A 22,001-nucleotide genomic window follows, 5' to 3' on the forward strand; every position below is an offset into this window, starting at 1 on the left:
ATTCTCCACTTAGCGGCTGAATGGACTCTCGTCACATTCAATTACGTGCCAGGGCAGGCCGTGCTGGTTCAGCATGTCCATGAATGGATCCGGATCAAATTGCTCCATGTTCCACACGCCGGCCTGTTTCCAGATCCCCTTCAGCATCATTACTGCGCCAATCATGGCAGGAACACCGGTGGTGTAGGAAACTGCCTGTGCACCTACTTCTTCATTACATTTGGCGTGATCACAATTGTTGTATATGAAAATGGTTTTCTCTTTGCCGTCTTTGATACCGGTAATGTAAGTGCCGATACAGGTCATGCCGGTATAGCCTTCGGCCAGAGATCCCGGATTGGGCAAGACGGCCTTGAGGAATTCCAGAGGTACAATCTTCTGGCCCTGGAATTCAACTGGCTCAATGCTGGTCATGCCGATGCCTTCCAGCACTCGCAGGTGATTGAGGTAGGCGTCACCGAAGGTCATCCAGAAACGGGCGCGCTTGAGGGTAGGGAAGTGCTTAACCAGTGATTCCAGCTCTTCGTGGAACATCAGGTAAGATGCGCGCACACCAATATTTTGATAATCCAAATCTTCGCGCACGCTGAGCGGGTCGGTTTCTTTCCACTCACCATTCTCCCAGAAGCGACCGCGCTGGGTAATTTCACGGATGTTGATTTCCGGGTTGAAGTTGGTGGCAAATGCCTGACCGTGATCACCGCCATTGCAGTCAACGATGTCCAGGTAGTGGATTTCGTCGAAGTAATGCTTGGCTGCGTAAGCTGTGTAGACGTTGGTTACGCCCGGGTCGAAGCCGCTGCCGAGCAGGGCCATGATACCTTTCTGTTTGAATTTGTCCTGGTAAGCCCACTGCCAGGAATACTCGAACTTGGCTTCGTCTTTAGGTTCGTAGTTGGCAGTATCCAGATAATCTGTGCCGGTAGCCAGACAGGCATCCATAATCGGCAGATCCTGATACGGCAATGCCAGGTTGATAACCAGATCCGGTTTTACTTCATTGATCAGGGCTTCCACTTCACTGGCATTGTCTGCATCAAGTGCAAACACACCTTTGACACGGTCCGCGCCTACTTCCTGCTGAAGGGCTTCGCACTTGGATAGGGTGCGGCTGGCCAGAAAGATTTCATCAAAGAATTCCGGCAAACGGGCACATTTTTTTACGGTAACGGCGGCAACACCACCTGCTCCAATGATTAAAACTCGAGACATAATTGTTCACTTCCCAAGGCTGACAAATTTTGCGCTGAATGCTAGCAGAGAACCACAAATAGGCAAGTGAAGTCGCTCTGCCTGCTTAATTTTTTGCTCTTAGTGGCGATTATAATAGCATTACGCCGGACGAGCGGAATGGTTGCCGTGGGAAGTTGTCAGCTCAGCGACTGATGGGCGGAGAAACCACTATACGGTTACCTACCCGAAAATACGGGTAGAGCAGGATTGTTTCTTCATCGTTTGGCTGACCAGCATTAATGGCAATGGCGTCGAGGGATTTGTTGTGATCGGTTTTCACAGTCGCGGAATAGACAAGAACGCTGTAGCTCTCAGTATCGGTGGTAGTATCAATGATTCGCCACTGAAGTTGTTCAATGAGGTTGTTTTTTCCCGCACCCTGGGCACGTTCATCGGTGAACAGGCAGCCGATTTTGCCATTTTCATAAATTGCCGCAAACGGAAAAACCGAACGGGTGTGAGGCAGAATAAGTTCACACAGAGACAGGGCTCGAACCACCAGAAGCTGAAGTGGTCTGGACAAATTTTGCGGGCCGTGGATCACAATAAATCCCCTTACATGAATGCACAAAATCCGGGATGCCAATCTGATACTGCAGTTTGGCCGGGCAGTTTCTCAACAATAGAACGGTATGAGATTGTTCAAAGATCACTTTTTCGCGCACCCTGTAAGCCACCGGTATGTAAAAGCAACAGGCGGGTACCGGGGGCAAAAGTGCCTCGTTCGATCAGCGATTTGGCAGCGTGAAAAAGTTTGCCGCTGTAAACAGGTTCTATGGCAAAGCCCTGTTCACTGTTGAAGACCGTGCAAAAGTGGATAAGTTCCGGGGAGGCTTTGGCAAAACCACCGTTGTGGAACTCATGTTCAATATGCCAGCGTGGGTAGCGGTGCGGTAGCAGACGGGAGACCAGTTCTTCCAGATAACCCTGGCCCTTGAGGGCAGCTACCCCGATTGCAGACTGGTGGGGTTTTAATTCGGTGATCAAGCCTGCCAGGGTGGCACCACTTCCCACTGGGGCCATTACTACGTCAAAATCCGGGCCCGGTTCCGTCAGCAGCTCACTAACACCCCGGATGGCGGCTTGCTGACTGCCGCCCTCAGGGATGACGGTGGCAGCAGGAAACTGTGTCTGAAGTGATTGCAGAAAAGCCGGATCGTCGCGCAGGGCGTATTGCTTGCGGTCAACAAAATGGAGCCTGGCCCCCCAAGTAGCCAGGTCTTTTAGGGTGGGTGTCATCTGGCTTTGATAGTGCCCCCGCACCACAGCGATAAAAGGCAGCCCCAACTTATTGCACGCGTAGCCCAGAGCATGCAGATGATTTGAATAGCCACCACCAAAGCTCAGGATTGCACCCGTACAGGAGGAAGGGAGGGCATATTTGAGCTTGCGCCACTTGTTGCCAGAGATTACCGGGTGTATGAGGTCGTCCCGTTTTACCCAAATTTGCAGGCTGTCGGCATTTGCCCAGTCTGGTCTGAAAGGTTGAGCGGGTGAGGGAAGGTTCAGTTCAGGCAGCGCTTCATTCATTAATGTCACAGGTTCATACATTCGGTCTGGCTGTGCCCATATTAACATTTGTTAATGATCGCTGTGAGGCCAAACGGGGTAATAAATGTCAGATGAATTGACTAAGGTTTGAAGTATGATCAGGATAAAAATAACCGTTTTCGCCTTAACCGCGCTCTCGTTCAGCGTGTGGTCAAGCCCAATACAGCGCTGGGTGCCGAATGCTCAGCTGGTGGGTGAGAGCCGCTACACCTATCTGTTCTGGAATGTTTATGACATTGCGCTGTTTGCACCTAATGGAGACTGGCAAAGCACACAGCCCTTTGCTCTTACCCTGACATATCTGAGGGATTTTACCGGTGAGCAGATTGCCCAGCGCTCATTGCGAGAAATGCAGAAGCAGGGCCTGAATGACAACATTAAAGGCCAGCAGTGGCTGGCTGCCATGCAGGAAATTTTTCCGGATGTTGAAAAGTACCAAACCCTCACCGGAGTGCTGGATGAACAGGGAAACAGCCACTTCTACTTTAACAGTGAGCTTGTTGGCAGCGTAGACGATCCGGAATTCGGTAAGCGGTTTTTCAATATCTGGCTGGGTGAAAATACGTCTGAGCCCAAACTCAGACAGGAACTGGTGCGCGGAGGGAACTGACATGCGGGCGATAATACTGTTACTGCTGGTGTTTGTGGCAGGGTGTTCACATTCGCCTGACGGAAAAGATTATCTCGGGCAAACACCCAAATTCGATATCGAGCGTTTTTTTGACGGACCGGTCCGTGCCTGGGGCATTGTACAAAATCGCTCGGGGGAGGTGGTTCAGCGATTTGTGGTGGACATTGATGGTTACCGGGAGGGTAACGCGATTCGTCTGGATGAGCGCTTCACCTACCAGTTGGGGGAAGGGCCAGAGTCCCGCACCTGGCTGATTCGTAAGCTGGCCGACGGCAGTTATCAGGGGCAGGCAAACGACATTGAGGGTATGGCCACGGGGCAGCCTTACGGCAATGCGTTCCGTTTCCATTATGAAATGGACTTACCCGTGGATGATACGTCTTACATGGTCAGTTTCGATGACTGGTTCTTCGCCCTGGGTGAAGACACCATGATGAACCGGTCTTATATCCGTAAATTTGGCCTGGTCATGGCAGAGGTAACCATATTCATGCAAAAGCAACCCCAGAATTGATATTGGGAACTGCCGAACCACGTCATCCTTTGGCAATCCTTCTATACTGTCTGCATAACTGTTTGTGCGTGATACGGAGGGGACTATGACATTCCGGCGCCATGGCCTGACTGTAGGGATTCATCGAATTGACACCGCCTTTTTTGTGACGTTCAAGGCGGTAGGTAAGTTAACTCATGGTGATTATCAAACCATCACTCCAATGCTGGACGGAGCCTTGGCCGAAGTACAGCACCCGCACGTCAAAATGCTGGTGGACGTGACGGAGTTTGAAGGCTGGGAGCTTCGGGCTGCCTGGGATGATTTCAGACTCGGCCTGAAGCATGGGCGGCAGATGGACAAGGTTGCGGTGGTTGGCAATCAAAGGTGGCAAAAGACCACCGCCAGCCTGGCCAGCTGGTTCGTTGCCGGAGAGGTGCGCTTTTTTGAGGATGAAATTGAAGCACTGGCCTGGCTTAACGAGGACAATCCGGAGCGTTGACGGAGCGTCTGGGCAGCGTAATGGTCGCTCCAAAGCCCGATGCAGTTAACAGAGGGTTATCGACAAACCAGAGGCGGCCGTGGTGAAGGCGAACGACCGCTTCAACCATGGAAAGGCCAAGGCCGTTGCCAGGGGTAGAACGGCTTGCATCGGCACGATAAAACCGGCGGGTAAGCTGGTGAAAGTCGTTCGGGTTCATACCCGGGCCGGTATCCTCCACACGGATGCAGATGATGTCCTGCCTGAGAGACAGAGTAACAATGATTTGTGAACCGGCAGGGGCGTATTTCAGACTGTTGTCCAGCAAATTGGCAACAGCCTGAAACATCAGGTCCGGGTCGGCAAAGTAAGGCACGGGCTGTAATTCTGCTGTCAGACTGAGCTGCTGTTCCTCTGCCAGCGGCGCATATAATGCGATCACATCCTGTATCAGGCTGTCCAAATCAATTGCGGTAAAACCCTGACGTTGTTGCTCCGATTCCAGTTGGCCAATCCGCAACAAGCCGTTAAACATGGCCAGCAGGTTATCGGCTTCTGACAGTGCCTGCTCGCGCTGTTCGCCCGCGGGAAAGCGGCTCAGGGTGTTTCTGAGCCTGGTCAGCGGAGTGCGCAGATCGTGGGCAATATTGTCACTCACGGTTTTAATACTTTGTACAGACGACTCGATGGTAGCGAGCATTCGGTTGAATACTATGGCGAGTTTGCTGAGGTCGTCCCAATTGCTGTCAATTTCAAGGCGCTGGCTGAGATCACCGGTTTGCATGATGTTGTCTGCGGTATGGGCCATACGGTTAATACGTTGTACCACGTACCGCGCAACCCAAAAGCTGACAACACTTATCAGCAACAGCAGGGACACAACGGCCCAACTGAAGGTTTGACCAATCCGCTGTGCATAGTGCAGGTCGTCGACGTTTCGACCCAGAATCAGCTCATCACCGTTTTGCAATTCAACACGGGTTACCAGTACCTGCTGAAGGCCCTCAAAACTTTTTTCCGCGCCTGTCGTCATTGCTGCCCAATCCAGTTCCAGCAAAGCGGAATCAGCCGACGGGCTGAACACCAGTTCCGGCAGAGTTTTCAGGTTTCCCGCAATTAACCGGTGACTGCGAACCAGACCATAAAGATTGCGTGTTTCAGCGGTTGACGCACGCTCAGTGACTCGTGCAACAAGAGCTGTTTCTCCACCTGTCTCATAGATGGCCTGCATGGCATAACGCTCTGCACCCAGGGCTGCCTGTGCTTCGCGAAGGAAGGTCTGGTTGCTAGCCAGTGACCAGAAATACAGAATAAACCCCATGGTGCCGATGCACAGGAGGGTGAAAAGTGCCCCGACCCGAAAACTGGAACTACGGGTGAAGGTGCCAATGGCGATCATACATCCGGCTCCACAATGCGGTAACCGGTTCCCCGCACCGTTTCTATCAAAGGTACATGAAAAGCTTTGTCGACTTTCTGGCGCAAGCGGCTGATATGCACATCAATAACGTTGGTCTGGGGATCAAAGTGGTAATTCCAGACAGACTCCAGCAGCATGCTCCGTGTTACCACCTTACCCCGGTGTTTGAGCAGACATTCCAGTAGCTGAAACTCTTTGCCCTGCAACTCAATTTCGGTGTTACCACGAGTGACTTTGCGGGTTAAACGATCCAGCACCAGATCTCCCACGCTGATGCGGGTAGGCTGCTCAGCATCTGACTGGCGCCCCGCCAGGCCTTCAACTCGGGCGAGCAGTTCCTCAAATGCAAAGGGTTTGGTGAGATAATCGTTGGCGCCGGCGCGCAGGCCGAGAACCTTGTCGTCCACCTGGCTTTTGGCACTCAGAATCAGCACCGGGGTCTGCAAACCGGAGTTTCGTATTGCCGTGAGTATTTCCATTCCAGTGGCGTCCGGCAACATGATATCCAGGATAATGACATCGACACTTGCGCTCAGCGCCCGATTCAACCCTTCAGTGCCATTGTGGCACTGTTCACAATGATGCCCGGCGTGTTCCAGTCCGTTGGCGACGTAAGCGGCCACTTCCCTGTCATCTTCAATTATTAATGCTTTCATAATTTGATTTTATTATGTTTTTTGCCGTAATTGGATGTTTTAACTACTGGGTTTCGGTGCCCAGGCGATCACTTTTACCCAATATTATTTTTTCCGATAGGGGGCGGGGAAAGCGCATGGCCGGGTTGTACGGGGTGAAGTTGGGGATGTCACCACTGGCGGTTAGGGTTTGCACCTGCTGCCAGTATTCGGGGGTCATCAACTCGCCGTGCAGTTCTTTTAGAATAGCCTTCATTTTACGGTTACCGACAATGAAGTGTTCAAACTGCTGGGGAAACACATCGTTTGGCGCGACAGACAGGGTATCCATGGCAAAAGGGTCGTCGGACACGGGCAGGGCACGGAAATTGCGTTCTTTCATCAGACAAATTTCATCGTAGTCGTAAAAAATCACCCGCCCGTTGCGGGTAATACCAAAATTCTTGTGCAGCATGTCACCGGGAAAAATGTTCGCCATGGCAATTTGTTTGATACACAGCCCCAGTTCGTTAAGTGCATGGCGAATCTTTTGTGGATCGGTTTCCTGTTGCAGGTAGAGATTCAGCGGTGTGAGCTTACGTTCGATGTACAGGTGGCGGATGATCAGTTCGTCACCGTCGGTTTCCAGACTGGAAGCACAGGAGCGTTGCAGTTCTTTGAATAAGTCTTCTGATATCCGGTTAAGCGGAATGCGAAAATTCACGTATTCGTGGGTATCGGCCATACGCCCGACACGGTCCGACATTTTTACCAGCCGGTAACAGTCTTTTACGTGTTCCCGGGTAATTTTTTTACTCTCGGCAAATTCATCCCGAATGACCTTGAACACAACACCGTAGGAGGGCAAATGAAACACCATCATTACCAGCCCGCGCACGCCAGGTGCTGCTTCAAACTCATCATCGCTGTATTCCAGATGCTGGAGGTAGTTGCGGTAGAACACGGTTTTGCCGTGTTTGTAATGCCCCAGTGCAATATAGAGTTCGAAATATTTCTTGTTTGGCAGCAACTCCTGCAAAAACGCCACTACCTCACCGGGGTATTGGGTATCGGCCATAAAATAGCTGCGGGCAAAGCCGAAAATAATGCTCAGATCCTTGCGGTCGGTAAGCAGCGCATCAACAAACAATTGATTTTGTAGGTTGGTTTGCAGCGCGATCACAAAGGGCAGGGTTTCATCTGGCATGCAAATTCGGCCAATGAGATAGGCTGCCTTGCCGCGGTAAAAGACGGGTTTGAGCAGTTCGGCGGTATGGACGGAAGCCAGTTGATCCTGATTGAGCCTGCGCCGGAGCGCCATGTCGAGATGGTTCAGGTCCCGTTGGTAGTCTTCAAAGGGAATATTAAATCGGTAAATGCGAAACACGGATTCATACATTTCGCCTACCGTGGTGGCGGTATCAAAGGCATTGAGAACATTATTCCGGTCCTGGCCTGACAGAAAGCAGCGGTCGGAAAGCACGAACATAAAGCGATTATCGATTTTTTGATGCTTGAACAGGCGCCCTATTACCGAGTTGAAGAAAGTTTCTGCCAGTTCAAACTGGGGATGGCCTTCAATTAAAGCCGCATAAGCCTGTTTGAGACTGGCCCAGAACCGATTATCACTGCGGTGTATGGATAATTGCCGATAAACAGCGGCCACTGCCTCAGACAGGCTTTGTTCATATATGGTAATGCGCTGCTTGGAAGCGGTCAGGGTTTCTTGCCAGAGGCCTTTTTCAAAACGCTCTTTTGCACCACCTGTGATGCGGCTGAACCAGCGGTAACTCTGGTCGAAGTGGGTGAGGATCTGGTAGGCCACCCGGCGGGTGTGGTTGTGGTCAGCCATTCACAGTTGCTCCTCCGCTTCAGAACTTATTTTAGCGCAATCAATGAATCCCGTTTGACAATGGTCGGAGTATATTTGAACGTGAGTCCTTCTCCTGGCTCCTCTCCTGAAGCGTAGCGCAGAGCGAGATCCGCGGCTTTGCTGGCCATCATTTCAATCGGATAGCGCAGGGTAGTGAGTTTAGGCCGGCAAAACTTGGCAAGCTCCAGGTCATCATAACCCATCACCGAAACCTCTTCGGGTACTTTGATGCCGTGGTCCAGCAAAGTGGCCATGGCGCCTGCTGCCATGGCGTCGTTGTAGGCCAGAATAACGGAAAACTGCTGGCCGGAAGCGATCAAGTTCTGGGTAGCCAGTTCACCGCCTTCCTGATCCGGGCTGGAATATTCAATCATGCTGTCGGGAATGGTCCTGCCTGCCTCTGCGGCTGCCTGTTTTATGCCTGCAACCCGCAGGTGGGGGTCGTCAATCTGAATGCGGCTGCTGATGACAGCAATGTTCTTATGCCCAAGCTGATAGGCATACTGTGCCATGCTTCGCCCGCCGGCCACGTTATCCAGCCAGATGCAGCGATTGCCAATTTGCGGAATGTAGCGGTTAATGAGAATGAATCCGGGCACCTGGCGGGCAAAGTCGATCAGCGTTTCATCGTCCAGCAGTTTACTGTGCACCACCATTGCGTCAACCCGGTGTTCCAGCAGGGTTTCAATTGCCTGTAATTCAGTATCTTTTTCAAGCGAGCCGGCGCTCAGCAGGATGCGCACATTATTCTTGCGGGTGACGACTTCTACTCCGTGGGCGAGTAACGCAAAAAAAGGCGCCTGCAGGTCGGCAATAACCACGCCGAGATAAGCGCTCTTTTGTGTCACCAGTGCGCGGGCGGTGGCATTCGGGCGATAGCCCAGTTCCTGCATGATTTTTTTGACCCGCTCGCGGGTGGCGTCCCCCACTTTAGGGCCATCGTTAACCACCCGGGATACCGTGGCAAGTGAAACCCCAGCTGCCCGGGCGACGTCTTTTATGGTGGCCATTATCCTGTTCCCATGGGTTGTTGTGTTTGTCCTGCAGAGAGTTATATCAACGAATCGCCATTAACTGCAATAAACCAGAGCACTTGCGGGTGGATTGGTTTTGCTGTGGGTAAGTGGCAAGCGTCGAGACACTTTTATTCGCCAGGTGTTTGTGTATACACTAGCAGCTTTCCGGTTTACTAAATATCAGTAAATTGGACACGTTAAAATTCCAACAATAATGAACTCATGCTAGGCCCAACCACACTGAATATTACCCATAACCTCACCAATACCCTCGGGCTTGCCATTGTCAGAGGAGAGTACGCAGGTGCTCTGCCTTCGGAAGCAGATCTTTGCCATCAGTACGGAGTAAGCCGAAGTTCTACCCGTGAGGCGGTGAAGATGCTGTCTGCCAAAGGGTTGATTCAGTCCCGGCCCAAGCAGGGGATCCGTATCCAGGAGGAGCGCTACTGGAACATGTTTGACGGTGATGTGCTCAAATGGATCCTGGTCAGCAAGCCTACCCTGGAATTATTGAAAGAATTTCTCGATGTGCGGGTGGTCATCGAGCCCCAGGCCGCTGCACTGGCAACCAAAAACGGTAACGAAGAAGCCATTGCCGGGATCAGACGGGCGCTGATTCGGCTGAATGAAGCCGATGTTGGTCTGGACGACCCATTAGAGGCTGAAGTGGAATTTCACACTGCAATACTGGACGCATCCGGCAATCGTTTTTTAGCTCAATTTTCAGATTTTGTTGGCACCGCGCTGCGGGTAACACAACGCTACACCAGTAAGATCCGGGGAGGGCTGGAGCTCAATCTGAAACAGGCCCAAACGGTTTATGAGGCCATTGCGTCCGGCGATGCAAAAACGGCAGAAGCTGCCATGCGCTCCCAGCTCAGCGAACTTATTGATTTACTCAACGGCTGATCACAAGCAAATTCAAATGTTGTGACCAGCCTGGCGAAAGCCCTGATCAGTGACCGGGCGAAATGGTGAAGGAGTACAGATAGTCCCGCCACGGCAGGGTGTATTTAAACAGCGGTGCTGTCATCCAGGAATCGGTTCCCGCAACCCCACGCTGTTTGTAATCTATGTTCACATAGACAGTATCCTGCCTGGGAATGTCGTGCGGGTGTAAGCCGGCTTTCTCAAACTGATCATAATCCATACTGTCATGATGTTCGGCATTGAAGCCTATCCAGGGAGCGCCTTCAAACGTGACTGCCGGTGTATTGGTGCCACTGAACGTCACTTCGTAAACATCACTGCGATGGCCATTTTCCTGGGGGCGAACATAGCCGTGTGACAAAGCGTCAACTGGCATGGAGTAGCGGCCAAACAGCGCCGATTGCTTGCGATCCCAATAATTTTCGTGCGGCCCGCGACCGAACCAGCTGACATCACTGTAGGCGGGCAGCAGTTGCAAGCGGTGGCCCAAACGGGGCAGCTCAGGGTAGAAGTGGTTTGGTGCGGCTAGAAACTCAACCGCCACTGTCAGCTTGCCGTCAGAACCCAGGGTGTATTTGCTGCGGTAGCGGCTTTCTACCGGTGGCAGTTGATGCTCGGTTTGCAGAATCACCGCATCAGACGTTTCTTCCAGCGACCACTGAGTGAGGCTGGCCTGCTGGTGAATGTTGTTCCATACCCGGGCTTTTTCCGGAAATCCTTCACCAAAATCGTTGTCCGTGGGGGCTCGCCAGAACCAGGGCACCATGGGGGAGGCCAGGATTTGCTGCCCGTTTACCGTTAGCCCGCTGAGCCAGCCGGTGTGGCTGTCGAAGTGGTATTCGGTGTTGGTGGCTTTCAGAACGGTGATGTTGCCGGCATTGATAACTTCTGGCGCCGCGTTTTTTACAACCGGCTTTGTGGCGGCAACGTAGGACAGTGCCAGTTGCGTTGTCGCCATCAGGGTGCCGGTGTCGACGCCTGCGATGGCCTGCTTTTGCACGAAGCGCAGGGTCAGGTAGTAGCGTTTGCCTGCCTCTCTTTCGGCGGGAAGGCCGAGCTGCACGTTTTGCCACTGGCGCGGCCCTGTGGTTAGGGAGTCTAGCGAGCCGGATGCTACCGGTTCGCCATTGGCTTCCAGTGTCCAGTTGAGGGCCAGGTCGCTCAAATCGGTAAAGAACCGGCGGTTAAAGATTGCGATTTTACCACTTTCCGGTGCTTCGGCCTGCACTTCCACATCCTGATAAACCTGCCTGACTTCATAGGCATGGGGGTGAAATTCACGCTCTGCAGTAAGCAGGCCGTTGGCCGAAAAGTTACCGTCGTGGTATACGCCCTGGGGTTCAAAATCCCCGCCATAGCCTTGATACTCAACGCCATCTTCTGAGGAGGTGGTGATGGTCTGGTCTACCCAGTCCCAGATGAACCCACCCTGCAGGGAAGGGTGTTTACGGATCAACTGCCAGTATTCATGCAGGTTACCTACCGAGTTGCCCATGGCGTGTTCGTATTCACACAGGATCATCGGGCGATCGCTACCCAGCTCAACAAAGTGTTCCATTAGCGGAATGCTGGCGTACATTTGTGCGTACATGTCTGTGTGGGGCTTCATTTGCGCCTGCTCCGACATCACCGGCAGCGATGTACGCTCTTTCAGCCAGTGGTAGAGCACTTCCGTATTGGGGCCGTCGCCGGTTTCGTTACCAATCGAGAGGATCACCACAGAAGCGTGGTTCTTGCTGGCTTCATACATATTGCTTACGCGATCGATGTAGGCTGCCTGCCACTCCGGGCGGGTGACCATATGCTGTTCCGGCTTGTAGAACTGGCCCTGGTTAGCAACGCCGATGCCGTGGGATTCAATGTTGGCTTCGTCAACCACGTAGAGGCCCATTTCATCAGCCAGCGCATACCACAACGGGTTGTTGGGATAGTGGGAATTACGTACTGCGTTGATATTCAGCTGTTTCATCAACGCCATATCCTGGCGCATGGACGCTTCGTCAACCACGTGGCCGGTTTTGGGGTCATGCTCGTGACGGTTGACGCCTTTAAACAGCACCGGTTGACCATTGACCAGCACATTGCCGTTTTTCAGCTCGCTGCGGCGAAAGCCAACCCGCAGCCAGGTAGCCTGCGCCACTTCGCCGTTGCTGTTGAGCAGTGCTATTCGCAAAGGATACAGAGTGGGGCTTTCAGCAGACCAGCGCTCAACCGCATTTATGATCGTGCCGGTTGCAAACTCGCCTGCAGCCAAGGCTTGCTGTTTGGTCCAGACGGTTTTGCCCTGAGGGTTGAACAGGGTCAGGGAGACCGATTCTGCATTCCTCTTGCCCTGTATATCAAGGTTGACCTTCAATATACCATCCTGGTAGTCATCACTCAGTGTGGCGGTGGTGTGAATGTCACGAATGTGAGTGGCCGGGCGGCGGTAAAGGTAAACATCCCGCTCAATGCCGTTGAGGCGAAACATGTCCTGCAGCTCAAGGTAAGAACCGTCCGACCAGCGGTAAACTTCCAGCGCTATGACGTTCTCGCCACTTTTCAGGTAAGGCGTAATGTTGAATTCGGCCGCAGTCTTGCTGTCCTGGGAATACCCAACATCCTGGCCGTTGAGCCATACTTTGACTGCAGATTTTACCGCGCCTATGTACAGCACCACTTCGTCGCCCGCCCACTGCGGCGGCAGGGTGAATAGGGTGCGATAGAGCCCGGTCGGGTTGTTGGTGTGGGAAATGTGCCCCAGCTCTTCCTGCCGTTCGAAGTCCGGAAGAGTATTCACGTAATTCGGGTAGCTGTAACCATTGAGTTCCCAGTTACCGGGAACCGGAATCGTTCCCCAGTCACTGTCGTTGAATTGTGCGCTGGCAAAATTGGCGTCCACTTCGAATGGATTGGCCACCAGGCTGAATTTCCAGTCACCGTTCAGAGAAAGGTAATCCTGGCTTTCCCAGGGAGAATAGACAAACTGGCCCGGATCGCGGGTAAAAGCGAAAAAGTGCGCTCTGGCAGGCAAGCGATTTTGTTCGAAAATGGTCGGGTTTTCCCAGGGGTGCTTACTCATTTTGTCCTCGTGAAATTCTTCGGCGTACAAGCCTGTGGCCAGGCTCCAAATCATCAAAAATCGAATCAGTGCTTGGCCCATAAATGTGACACTCTGAAAAACTGGTTAATAAAGTTAATAAAAATATTGCAGCGATGTTAACATGGGTAAACGTTTAACTTAAGCTGAAATTCGGCGAAGGTGGGATAAATTTTACTGAGGCGAAACTCAATGGCCGCGTTATCGTGCCGTAAAACCCGGTTGAACGGGGTCATTGAGTTACGTTTTAAGGTAATCGATATACAAGGAAACGGAATGCTTATGAAAAATACCAAATACTGGATCTGCGGCTGCCTGATATTACTTGCTGCCCAAACCCATGTTCAGGCTGCTGAACCACAAAGCCTTTATGCCCCATTGCCAGCCGATGTGACCCCCGAACTGAGTGCCTCGGGGCAATATGCGGTTGGTGTAACCGAGGTTACCGTAACCAACACTGACCAACCCCAGTTATTCAGCAACGAATTGACGGACCGTTCCCTCAAACTGGAAATATGGTACCCGGCGGCAGAGTCGACCCAACCGGCTGAGTACATCAATGAGACCCGCAGCGGCAGGGTTTTTTCGGTGCAAGCGGGTGCCAGCCGTGATGTGGCGGTGGCCGGTGGAGCGCAAAAATTTCCGGTGGTTGTACTTTCCCATGGCTATACCGGCTATCGCACTATCATGTATTACCTGGGTGAACATCTTGCGTCACATGGGTATATTGTTGCAGGGATTGACCATACTGACTCGACCAACGAAGACATCGATCATGAAAGCGGGCCGTTTGCCGGTTTTCCAAGCACCTTGTTTAACCGTTCGCGAGACCAGTTGTTCACCTTGGATGCGGTGCAAAATCTGACTCAGTTCAAAGCCGTGGTTGCCAAAGATGATGCAGGACTGATTGGCTATTCGATGGGAGGCTTCGGTGCTGTAAATACCGTGGGAGGGTGCTACGCATTTGACGTGACGTCGGCGGGCCGATTTACCGGCACCCAGGATCCGGCGGCGGCCGAGGTATTGCGCGGTAAACTGAACAGCTGTGCTGGTGGCAAGGCATCATCCGCAGAGGTTGACCCGCGCTGGAAGGCCATGATGGCACTGGCACCCTGGGGCGGCACGCCTGACCTGTTCAGCGCATCCGATATGCAGCAAATTCGCCTCCCGGTGCTGTACGTGGCGGGTGATCACGATGATATATCCGGCTATGAGCGAATTCGCTGGCTTTTCGAGCAAACCGGTTCTTCCGACAGCCAGTTGCTGACTTACTACAATGCCAGACACAACATTGCCCCCCATCCGGCCCCCCGTGAAGCCATGGGCAATGAACTGGACATCGGCCATTATTTCGAACCGGCCTGGCGATCCCAGAGTCTCAATGACATCAACAAGCATTTTGCGTTGGCGTGGATGCAATGCCATGTTCGTAAACTGGCAGATTTCTGTGAGTATTTAGAGGTTTCAGGTAACAGCGATCAGGCCGGGGAGTACGGCAATCTGGCCCAGCCGTGGATAGGGTTCGATCACCGTTACGGGTTAGGCATGAAAATGGAACACAAAAGCAAAACCCGTTAATACGCATTAACGGCCATGGAGGCCCTGCGGCAGACTGTTCCACCGCAGGGCCGGCTCTGGATCTCCTATTGTGCCTCGGTCAGCGCAAATACCAGCGAAGTTTGCGGGAACAGCACTGGCAATTGCAGGCCCGCCTGCATCAGCAACTGGCCGCTGAACACTTTGCCGTCCACCACACTCAGCACCGAAGGTGAGTATTCCTTAAGCTGCTGTGGCCACACCCGTGACAGCGTATAGCGCCTGTTGGGATCCAGACCGGCAAACCGGAACCTGCCCGGTGTGGTGCGAGGTGTTTCCAGAATGCTGTTGTAGGCGAACAGGGCCTCACTTTTGTCTTTGGCTACCACACCAAAATTGACGTTCATGCCATCGTCATCCAGGCGATATAAATCACCACTGTGGGTTAACGGGCGATAGCGTTTATAGAGGCTAAACGCGCTTTTTAGCACACCGACTTCGTGGTCGGTCAGTTCTCTGGGGTCCATTTCCATGCCCATGTGACCAAACAGTGCCACTGCGGCGCGGGTTTCAATTGAAATATGGCGGCCGGTAATGTGGCAGTCCCGCGGGCCCACGTGCGCACCCATCACCTCCGGAGGGAAGAACAGAGAGAAACCCTGCTGAATTTTGAGCCGGTCCAGTGCGTCGTTGGAGTCCGACGTCCAGAATCGGTCGGTATAAGGCAAAATACCCAAATCAATACGGCCACCACCGGAACAGCAGCTCTCGATCTCCACTCCGGGGTGAGCCGTCCTCACCCGCGCAATGAGCTTGTACAGGCACTGGACCTGTTGATGCACTGCAGGCTTGTTCATATGGTTGCCCGGGTGATTGATGTCCCGGTTCATGTCCCATTTGATGTAGCGAATGTTCGGGTAGGTGGTCAGGATCTTGTCAATTGCCTCAAACAGGTAGTCGGTCACCTCTGGATTGGAGAGATCCAGCACATACTGATTGCGAAACGGTACCTGTGGGTTGCCGTCGGTCGCCAATGCCCAATCCGGGTGAGCCCGGTACAGGTCTGAGTCCGGGTTGACCATCTCAGGTTCAAACCAGATGCCAAACTCCATGCCCAGCTGGTTCACATGATCAATCAGCGGTTGCAGACTCTGTGGGTAAACATCCTCGTCTACCACCCAGTCACCGAGTCCGGCTTTGTCGGAGCGGCGGCCCTTGAACCAGCCATCATCCAGCACGAATCGCTCTACCCCAAGGTCAGCTACCTTGGTTGCGAGGGATTTTAGCGTTTCCGCATCATGGTCAAAATAAATCCCTTCCCAGGTGTTGTAATGAATGGGGCGTGGCTTGCTGCTGGGGGAATGACGCAGAATATTCTTGCGGATGTACTGGTGAAAATGACGCGAGAGGCCACTGAAGCCTTCTTCGCTGTAGCCAATATACAGCTTGGGAGACCGGTAACTCTGGCCGGACGACAGCACCGCTTCGCCGGGGAACAGTAACTCGCCCATTTGCACATAGCTGCGGCCATCGGCCATCTGCTCGGCCTGAAGTTTGTGGTTGCCGCTGGTGGCAAGGTGGAAGCCGTAACATTCGCCACTGTGCTCCATTGCGCCACGAGCATAGGCAATCAGGCCCGGGAAGGTGTCGTGGGAGGTTTTGCCGCGGCGGTTTTCGCGCACATAGCTGCCCATGAAAAGTTCGTGGTTCCGGGTTTGAAATTCGTTCGACCAGCGCCCTTCAAAGGTTTTCAGCATACTGATGTGATCAGGTAACGGGAAAGTGGCGGCACATAACCATTGTAAATCCACCGGGTTTGCAGAGCCATTGGTAAATTCGCACTGGAATGTGGCAATGGGGCTGGCGTCATTCAGGCTGACTTCTATAACTAACTGCAATTGGCGTTGGCTGTCTTCACACTTGAACTTAACAGTATTACCAGTCTGCTCAACTTTTTGTAAACCAAACCCAGCGGCCCATTCATCGCCCTTACCGGCAAGCAGAACGCCCGGGTTGCCGGTGAAGCCATCAGCGTGAGTGGGAACCAGGCTTAAATCGGGTTCAATGGCCGGGGAACACTTGGCTTCCTGACGGGTGGCTAGCAGCGCAAGCATGTCCTCGGTGCTGTTATCTGCCAGACGTCTACCGTAGTAAAGCAGCGTTGGCACCCGGCTGTGGCAATCGAAAACAAGGCTGGTGGTTTGGTTTTGTATACGTATGTAGGGGGGCAGTGAAGACATTCAAACCTCTTGACGATCAGATGTAAAAATTGAGACTCGTTAGTATCAATACGTCTTATGTTTTATATAAAAAAAACCGCAAAAACGGCGCAGCCAGAGCGTAACATGAAATTAACGTTGTTAAGAGGTAATGTTAGGGTTTTGTTAGAGTTTGTCGTGCCTGGTGGTGAGTGAATGAGCAAATGATTTCCTGGCTGGTATTTACTTAAAGTAAGCCAGGTGTGACTCTGTGTAAGCTGTCCTGGTCGGCACAGATGCTGAAATCTGTATTTTTACCCGCTAACAGGCTTTCTCATTGGCGTGAAATCGCGGAGAATAGGGCCTTTACGTAAAGGCTTGATGCCAGTTGGGCGGGCCATTAATAGCAGGACTAACACATGCCAAAGGCAAGCGAAATCAAAAAAAATAACACCATCGTGTTTGACGGTAAAACCTGTATTGTACGGGACATTGAACGCTCGGTTCCCCAGGGGCGTGCAGGCGGCAGTATTTATCGTATGCGCATGTACGATGTAGTGACCGGTGCAAAGTTTGATGAAACCTTTAAAGATTCCGACATGCTGGAAATGGCGGATCTGGTTCGTCGCCCGGCGATGTTTTCCTATATGGACGGTGACGAGTATGTGTTTCTCGATAAGGAAGATTACACCCCTTATCACATGAACAAAGACAGCATTGCCGAAGAAGCGCTGTTCATCAACGAAAGTACTGACGGCATACAGGTTCTTATTGTCAGTGAAGTGCCGGTGGCGTTGGATTTGCCCATCAGCGTGGAACTGGAAGTGGTGGAAACCGATCCCTCCATCAAAGGGGCGTCGGCCACTTCCCGTACCAAGCCCGCTACCCTTTCTACCGGTCTGGTTGTGCAGGTACCTGAATACATCAGCACCGGAGAGTGGATTAAGGTGAATACCGAGGAGCGCAAGTTCCAGAGCCGCGCCGACAAGCACTAGCATGTTAGTAAGCCGTCGTGCAATGCGGCGGCTTAAGTGCTCACCCAAGCCAATTTTTGTTAGTTTTACTCATACAGCCTGTTCAAAATTCCTCACCTTTAGAATTAGAAACTATACTTTTCACTCTGTGGCCGAGAACCGGAAACTGCGCGATGAAACTCATACGTTTTTCTAACCTGAAGGCGTTCGCAAGCGCGCTCATTGTAGGCGTGTGCTTTAACGCTGCCGCAAGCAGTGATGATAAGGAAGTCCCTGTTAACCCAACTAAAGATGTGTATTTTGGCAATCTGCATGTACACACCAGCTGGTCTTTTGATGGATACATCAACGGCGCCTGGACTGACCCGGACGATGCATACCGATGGGCCAAGGGGGAAGAAATTGCCGGCGATGAAGAGCACGGCATTCCGCTCAAAATTAATGTGCCGCTTGACTGGTACATCGTTTCTGATCATTCCGAGTATTTGGGGGCTTTGCCGATGATGGCCGACCCGCAAAGCCCTGTGAGTAAACACCCGCTTGCCGCGGCCATCACCGGCGGCGATGCGGCTGAGTCGTTTGCTGCCTACGGCGAAATCAGTGATGGTATGTACAGTGATCCGCCAAATGTAGATCCTATTCTGGGTGATTCCAAACTGGCCCGTACAGTGTGGTCTAAGGTGGTTGACATTGCTGACAGTCACTACGAACCGGGTAAATTTACCACCATGCCCGGCTACGAATGGACCTCAGCTCCGAGTTGGCGGAATATGCATCGGGTGGTGATTTTTCCGGATGCAACGAAAGTTCCCGAACTTCCGTTTACCGCGTTGGATTCCAGCAAGCCGGAAGATCTTTGGAAGTGGATGGACGCGCAACGCGCGGCAGGTAACGACCTGTTGGCAGTTCCTCACAATGGTAATGCCAGCGACGGCATCATGTTTCCTATTGGTGCCTCCTACGGTGGCAGCGATCTGGACGCAGAATATGCGGCAACCCGCATGCGTAACGAGCCAGTGTATGAACTCACACAGATAAAGGGCACATCGGAAACTCACCCGGCACTTTATCCGAACGACGAGTTTGGCAATTTTGAGATCTGGGATTACACCCTGGCGGCAACGGCTACCCCTCCCAGAAACAAACAGGGCGGCTACGCCCGAGAGGCGTTGATACGCGGGCTGAAGCTTCAACAGGAAGGTAATGGTAATCCTTTCAAATTTGGTTTCATTGGCGATTCCGACACCCATAATGCGGCGGCGTCAATCGAAGAAGACAATTACACTGGAAAGTTTGGATTTGAAATTACTGCGAAGCATCGTCTGGAAGGTCCGCCCGGGGTAGACGAAAAAGGCGCTTTGCAGGTCAGAAGCTTTAGTTCCGGAGGTGTGGCAGGTGTGTGGGCAACTGCCAACACCAGGCAGGGAATTTTTAATGCGATTCGCAGTAAAGAAACTTTCGCTACCTCAGGCCCGCGCATGAAGGTTCGCCTGTTTGCAGGCTGGGATTTAACTGGAATCAGTCTGACATCAACAGAAGGGCTCAGACTTGCCTATCAAAAAGGCGTGCCCATGGGGGGCGACCTAGTGTCTGCGCCGCAAGGAAAAGCTCCGACGCTTATTGTTCACGCGCTTAAGGAAGCAGACGGTGCCAATCTGGACCGCATTCAGATAATCAAGGGCTGGGTAGACAACAGTGGTCAGCCCCAGCATAGCATATACGATGTGGCGCTTTCGGATGATCGCATGCCCGGCCCGGATGGAACCATACCTGCGGTAGGCAATACGGTTAACGAAAAAGAAGCGACCTACAGCAACAGCATAGGAGAAACCGAATTGATGGCAATCTGGAGTGACCCGGATTTCGATCCGGCTCTTCCGGCTTTGTATTACGCACGGGTGATTGAAATTCCTACTCCCCGTTGGTCAACCTATGACGCGGTGCGCAATAACCTAAAGCGGCCAGAGGATGTGCCTGTGAGCATTCAGGAGCGAGCCTGGACTTCACCGGTCTGGTACACCCCCTGATATTGATTGGAGCTGGCATTTTAAAGGAATATGAGCATGCAGGGTGAGCCCTCTAAAGCATACGGTTTCATTATTTATCTGATTAAAGCCCCTCTGCTGCACTTTGTGCTGGCAGGAGGGGTTATTTTTGCCTGTTACCAGGCCTATGATCCTGAAAATAGAACATCGCAAGAGCATGTTATTCACGTAACACCCGGGCGTCTTACCCAGCTTGCTGCCATTTTTGAGCAGACCTGGCAGCGGGCACCGACAAAGGATGAGCTGACAAGTATGGTCGATGACTTTGTGCTTGAGGAAATCTATTACCGGGAGGCGGTTTCAGCGGGTCTGGACCACAACGATACCCTGATACGTCGCCGATTAAGGCAAAAAATGGAGTTTCTTACCGACGATTTAGCTGCGGCAGAACCCAGTGACGATCTGTTGCTCAGGTTTGTGCAGCAGAACGTGGAGCGGTTTCAACAGCCCTCAACCATAACCTTTCGACAGATATTCTTTAATCCATCCCAGTTGGGTGGAGATGCCGGGAAGGTGTTTACCGAAGCCCTGGCGCAGTTGCAACAGGGCGGGCAGCCCAAGGGGCATCCAACCCTGTTGCCTGAATTGATGGTTGGGGCTTCCTTGCAGCAAGTATCCGCAACCTTCGGGAAAGATTTCGCTGAAGCGATTGCTGGTATTGAGGTTGGACGTTGGAGCCAGCCCGTGCGTTCTGGCTATGGCATGCATCTGGTTCGCGTTGACCAGCGCACACCCGCCCGGCTTCCGGAGTTTGCCAGTATACGCAGCGCTGCGCTCAGGGAGTGGGAACATGAACGGCGTACAACACTTCGCAAGCAAATTGAAAATGAACTTTTGAGCAAATACCAGGTGACTATAGAGTGGCCTCAACCGAAAGATTCCGAAGGATGACGCTATTGGGCCGCGTAGCGCTCACGCTCGTTACAGGCTGGTGGTTTGCGTTTGCCGCCACTGCCCATGAGTTGCGCCCAGCGTTTTTACAGATCACCCAGACGTCTGCCTCAAATTACGAGGTAATGTGGAAAGTGCCTGCCCGGGGAGATACCGGGCGTCTGGCATTGAACGTGCGCTTTGAAGGCCTGCCCTGCAAAGAGAGCGAACCACAGGGCACATTTGTCGGGGGAGCCCATGTGCGGCGTTGGCAAATGGCTTGCCCGCAAGGTATTGCCGGAGCCCGGGTTACTATTGATGGCCTCAGCAGGACCTTCACCGACGCCCTGATTCGTGTTGATTTTGCCGATGGCAGTGAATTTGTGCGTCGCCTGCAGGCTGACTCCCCATCCACCGAGATTTCCGCAACAGCCGGTGATGGGGAGGTGCTTCGAACTTACCTTACACTTGGCACAGAGCATATACTGCTGGGCATCGACCACCTTCTGTTTGTGTTCGCATTGCTGCTGATAGTGAAGGGTAAGCGCAAGCTTATCGGAACCATCACTGCGTTTACCCTCGCGCACAGTATTACCCTTGCCTTGGCCACACTGGGTTATGTAAGGCTACCCGGACCGCCAGTGGAAGCCGTGATTGCATTGAGCATTGTTTTGGTGGCATTGGAAATTTTGCATAAACAGCGTGGTGAATACTCACTAACGGCACGCTGGCCATGGCTGGTTGCCTTTGTGTTCGGGTTGCTGCACGGCTTTGGATTTGCCGGAGCCCTCGCTGAACTAGGATTGCCTCAAACGGCAGTGCCGCTGGCGTTGTTTTCCTTCAATGTCGGGGTCGAGGCAGGGCAGTTGCTTTTCGTTACAGCAGTGCTTCTGGTTGGAAGTGTGGTTAAGAAGCTTCCGCTTGAATTTCCCGTATGGACGGCCAGAGTACCGCCATACGTGATTGGCTGTGTGGCCATGTATTGGGTGTTTGATCGCAGCTGGTTTTACACCTTTGGCGCGCCGTTTGGTTAACTCTCCACCCCGTTTTTTGGGTG

Annotated in this window: 18 protein-coding genes; 9 read left to right on the forward strand and 9 right to left on the reverse strand. The window is 52.6% G+C overall.

Annotation, left to right across the window (positions count from 1 at the left end; genetic code table 11):
- Positions 1 to 9: 9 nt before the first annotated feature.
- From DXV75_RS00605 to DXV75_RS00615, 3 genes are all read right to left on the reverse strand, one after another.
- Positions 10 to 1,212 (reverse strand): saccharopine dehydrogenase family protein, encoded by a 1,203-nt coding sequence (locus tag DXV75_RS00605; RefSeq protein WP_115591294.1) that lies wholly within the window; start codon positions 1,210 to 1,212, stop codon positions 10 to 12.
- 163 nt (positions 1,213 to 1,375) lie between these two features.
- Entirely contained in the window at positions 1,376 to 1,777 is a 402-nt protein-coding gene (locus DXV75_RS00610; protein ID WP_115591295.1) for a hypothetical protein, read from the reverse strand.
- A gap of 98 nt (positions 1,778 to 1,875) precedes the next feature.
- Positions 1,876 to 2,763 (reverse strand): 1-aminocyclopropane-1-carboxylate deaminase/D-cysteine desulfhydrase, encoded by an 888-nt coding sequence (locus DXV75_RS00615; RefSeq protein WP_115591704.1) that lies wholly within the window; start codon positions 2,761 to 2,763, stop codon positions 1,876 to 1,878.
- A 115-nt stretch (positions 2,764 to 2,878) separates the two neighbouring features.
- Between DXV75_RS00615 and DXV75_RS00620 the strand changes: the two genes are divergently transcribed.
- The 3 genes from DXV75_RS00620 to DXV75_RS00630 all read left to right on the forward strand — a co-directional run bounded on the left by DXV75_RS00620 (position 2,879) and on the right by DXV75_RS00630 (position 4,410).
- Positions 2,879 to 3,394: a chalcone isomerase family protein gene (locus tag DXV75_RS00620; protein ID WP_115591296.1), complete on the forward strand. Its 516-nt coding sequence runs from the start codon at positions 2,879 to 2,881 to the stop codon at positions 3,392 to 3,394.
- Position 3,395: 1 nt separating this feature from the next.
- Positions 3,396 to 3,929, forward strand: a complete 534-nt coding sequence (locus DXV75_RS00625) for a DUF3833 domain-containing protein (RefSeq protein ID WP_115591297.1) — start codon at positions 3,396 to 3,398, stop codon at positions 3,927 to 3,929.
- An 85-nt stretch (positions 3,930 to 4,014) separates the two neighbouring features.
- On the forward strand, positions 4,015 to 4,410 hold the full coding sequence (locus DXV75_RS00630) for a SpoIIAA family protein (protein ID WP_115591298.1): 396 nt from the start codon (positions 4,015 to 4,017) through the stop codon (positions 4,408 to 4,410).
- Here DXV75_RS00630 and DXV75_RS00635 read toward each other — a convergent pair.
- Genes DXV75_RS00635 through DXV75_RS00650 form a run of 4 tightly spaced genes read right to left on the reverse strand, consistent with a single transcriptional unit; the run spans position 4,385 to position 9,306 of the window.
- A complete protein-coding gene (locus tag DXV75_RS00635) occupies positions 4,385 to 5,788 on the reverse strand; it encodes a sensor histidine kinase (RefSeq protein WP_115591299.1) in 1,404 nt (467 codons plus the stop codon). The two genes, DXV75_RS00630 and DXV75_RS00635, sit on opposite strands and share 26 nt — an antisense overlap.
- Positions 5,785 to 6,465 (reverse strand): response regulator transcription factor, encoded by a 681-nt coding sequence (locus tag DXV75_RS00640; RefSeq protein ID WP_115591300.1) that lies wholly within the window; start codon positions 6,463 to 6,465, stop codon positions 5,785 to 5,787. Before DXV75_RS00640 ends, DXV75_RS00635 begins: the two co-directional genes overlap by 4 nt.
- A gap of 43 nt (positions 6,466 to 6,508) precedes the next feature.
- A complete protein-coding gene (gene aceK, locus DXV75_RS00645; protein WP_115591301.1) occupies positions 6,509 to 8,275 on the reverse strand; it encodes a bifunctional isocitrate dehydrogenase kinase/phosphatase in 1,767 nt (588 codons plus the stop codon).
- 26 nt (positions 8,276 to 8,301) lie between these two features.
- Positions 8,302 to 9,306: a LacI family DNA-binding transcriptional regulator gene (locus tag DXV75_RS00650; RefSeq protein WP_115591302.1), complete on the reverse strand. Its 1,005-nt coding sequence runs from the start codon at positions 9,304 to 9,306 to the stop codon at positions 8,302 to 8,304.
- A gap of 228 nt (positions 9,307 to 9,534) precedes the next feature.
- Here DXV75_RS00650 and DXV75_RS00655 point away from each other — a divergent pair, with 228 nt between their 5' ends.
- On the forward strand, positions 9,535 to 10,221 hold the full coding sequence (locus tag DXV75_RS00655) for a FadR/GntR family transcriptional regulator (RefSeq protein ID WP_115591303.1): 687 nt from the start codon (positions 9,535 to 9,537) through the stop codon (positions 10,219 to 10,221).
- Positions 10,222 to 10,267: 46 nt separating this feature from the next.
- Here the strand turns inward: DXV75_RS00655 and DXV75_RS00660 are convergent, their stop codons facing one another.
- Positions 10,268 to 13,384 (reverse strand): glycoside hydrolase family 2 TIM barrel-domain containing protein, encoded by a 3,117-nt coding sequence (locus DXV75_RS00660; RefSeq protein WP_245953072.1) that lies wholly within the window; start codon positions 13,382 to 13,384, stop codon positions 10,268 to 10,270.
- Positions 13,385 to 13,603: 219 nt separating this feature from the next.
- Here DXV75_RS00660 and DXV75_RS00665 point away from each other — a divergent pair, with 219 nt between their 5' ends.
- On the forward strand, positions 13,604 to 14,899 hold the full coding sequence (locus DXV75_RS00665; RefSeq protein ID WP_115591707.1) for an alpha/beta hydrolase family protein: 1,296 nt from the start codon (positions 13,604 to 13,606) through the stop codon (positions 14,897 to 14,899).
- A 65-nt stretch (positions 14,900 to 14,964) separates the two neighbouring features.
- Here DXV75_RS00665 and DXV75_RS00670 read toward each other — a convergent pair whose 3' ends face one another.
- A complete protein-coding gene (locus DXV75_RS00670) occupies positions 14,965 to 17,097 on the reverse strand; it encodes an alpha-galactosidase (protein WP_115591304.1) in 2,133 nt (710 codons plus the stop codon).
- Positions 17,098 to 17,474: 377 nt separating this feature from the next.
- On the opposite strand from DXV75_RS00670, the gene efpL reads away from it, so the two are divergent.
- The 4 genes from efpL (at position 17,475) to DXV75_RS00690 (ending at position 21,978) form a co-directional block, all read left to right on the forward strand.
- Positions 17,475 to 18,050: an elongation factor P-like protein EfpL gene (gene efpL / locus DXV75_RS00675; RefSeq protein ID WP_115591305.1), complete on the forward strand. Its 576-nt coding sequence runs from the start codon at positions 17,475 to 17,477 to the stop codon at positions 18,048 to 18,050.
- A gap of 152 nt (positions 18,051 to 18,202) precedes the next feature.
- The gene (locus tag DXV75_RS00680; RefSeq protein WP_115591306.1) at positions 18,203 to 20,056 is read left to right on the forward strand and encodes a DUF3604 domain-containing protein; all 1,854 of its coding nucleotides are present in this window, start codon (positions 18,203 to 18,205) and stop codon (positions 20,054 to 20,056) included.
- A 36-nt stretch (positions 20,057 to 20,092) separates the two neighbouring features.
- Positions 20,093 to 20,965, forward strand: a complete 873-nt coding sequence (locus tag DXV75_RS00685) for a peptidyl-prolyl cis-trans isomerase (protein ID WP_181898313.1) — start codon at positions 20,093 to 20,095, stop codon at positions 20,963 to 20,965.
- Positions 20,962 to 21,978 (forward strand): HupE/UreJ family protein, encoded by a 1,017-nt coding sequence (locus tag DXV75_RS00690; protein ID WP_115591308.1) that lies wholly within the window; start codon positions 20,962 to 20,964, stop codon positions 21,976 to 21,978. Before DXV75_RS00685 ends, DXV75_RS00690 begins: the two co-directional genes overlap by 4 nt.
- The last annotated feature ends 23 nt before the right edge of the window (positions 21,979 to 22,001 follow it).

Source organism: Alteromonas aestuariivivens (genome assembly GCF_003367475.1).
GTDB lineage: Bacteria > Pseudomonadota > Gammaproteobacteria > Enterobacterales > Alteromonadaceae > Alteromonas > Alteromonas aestuariivivens.

Bases quoted from the DNA above. Each gene is read 5' to 3' on its own strand.
- DXV75_RS00625 (WP_115591297.1), top strand. From the start codon at position 3,396: ATGCGGGCGATAATACTGTTACTGCTGGTGTTTGTGGCAGGGTGTTCA.
- efpL (WP_115591305.1), top strand. From the start codon at position 17,475: ATGCCAAAGGCAAGCGAAATCAAAAAAAATAACACCATCGTGTTTGAC.
- DXV75_RS00650 (WP_115591302.1), bottom strand. From the start codon at position 9,306: ATGGCCACCATAAAAGACGTCGCCCGGGCAGCTGGGGTTTCACTTGCC.
- aceK (WP_115591301.1), bottom strand. From the start codon at position 8,275: ATGGCTGACCACAACCACACCCGCCGGGTGGCCTACCAGATCCTCACC.
- DXV75_RS00615 (WP_115591704.1), bottom strand. From the start codon at position 2,763: ATGAATGAAGCGCTGCCTGAACTGAACCTTCCCTCACCCGCTCAACCT.
- DXV75_RS00680 (WP_115591306.1), top strand. From the start codon at position 18,203: ATGAAACTCATACGTTTTTCTAACCTGAAGGCGTTCGCAAGCGCGCTC.
- DXV75_RS00620 (WP_115591296.1), top strand. From the start codon at position 2,879: ATGATCAGGATAAAAATAACCGTTTTCGCCTTAACCGCGCTCTCGTTC.
- DXV75_RS00690 (WP_115591308.1), top strand. From the start codon at position 20,962: ATGACGCTATTGGGCCGCGTAGCGCTCACGCTCGTTACAGGCTGGTGG.
- DXV75_RS00660 (WP_245953072.1), bottom strand. From the start codon at position 13,384: ATGGGCCAAGCACTGATTCGATTTTTGATGATTTGGAGCCTGGCCACA.
- DXV75_RS00685 (WP_181898313.1), top strand. From the start codon at position 20,093: ATGCAGGGTGAGCCCTCTAAAGCATACGGTTTCATTATTTATCTGATT.
- DXV75_RS00640 (WP_115591300.1), bottom strand. From the start codon at position 6,465: ATGAAAGCATTAATAATTGAAGATGACAGGGAAGTGGCCGCTTACGTC.
- DXV75_RS00635 (WP_115591299.1), bottom strand. From the start codon at position 5,788: ATGATCGCCATTGGCACCTTCACCCGTAGTTCCAGTTTTCGGGTCGGG.
- DXV75_RS00605 (WP_115591294.1), bottom strand. From the start codon at position 1,212: ATGTCTCGAGTTTTAATCATTGGAGCAGGTGGTGTTGCCGCCGTTACC.
- DXV75_RS00630 (WP_115591298.1), top strand. From the start codon at position 4,015: ATGACATTCCGGCGCCATGGCCTGACTGTAGGGATTCATCGAATTGAC.
- DXV75_RS00665 (WP_115591707.1), top strand. From the start codon at position 13,604: ATGAAAAATACCAAATACTGGATCTGCGGCTGCCTGATATTACTTGCT.
- DXV75_RS00670 (WP_115591304.1), bottom strand. From the start codon at position 17,097: ATGTCTTCACTGCCCCCCTACATACGTATACAAAACCAAACCACCAGC.
- DXV75_RS00655 (WP_115591303.1), top strand. From the start codon at position 9,535: ATGCTAGGCCCAACCACACTGAATATTACCCATAACCTCACCAATACC.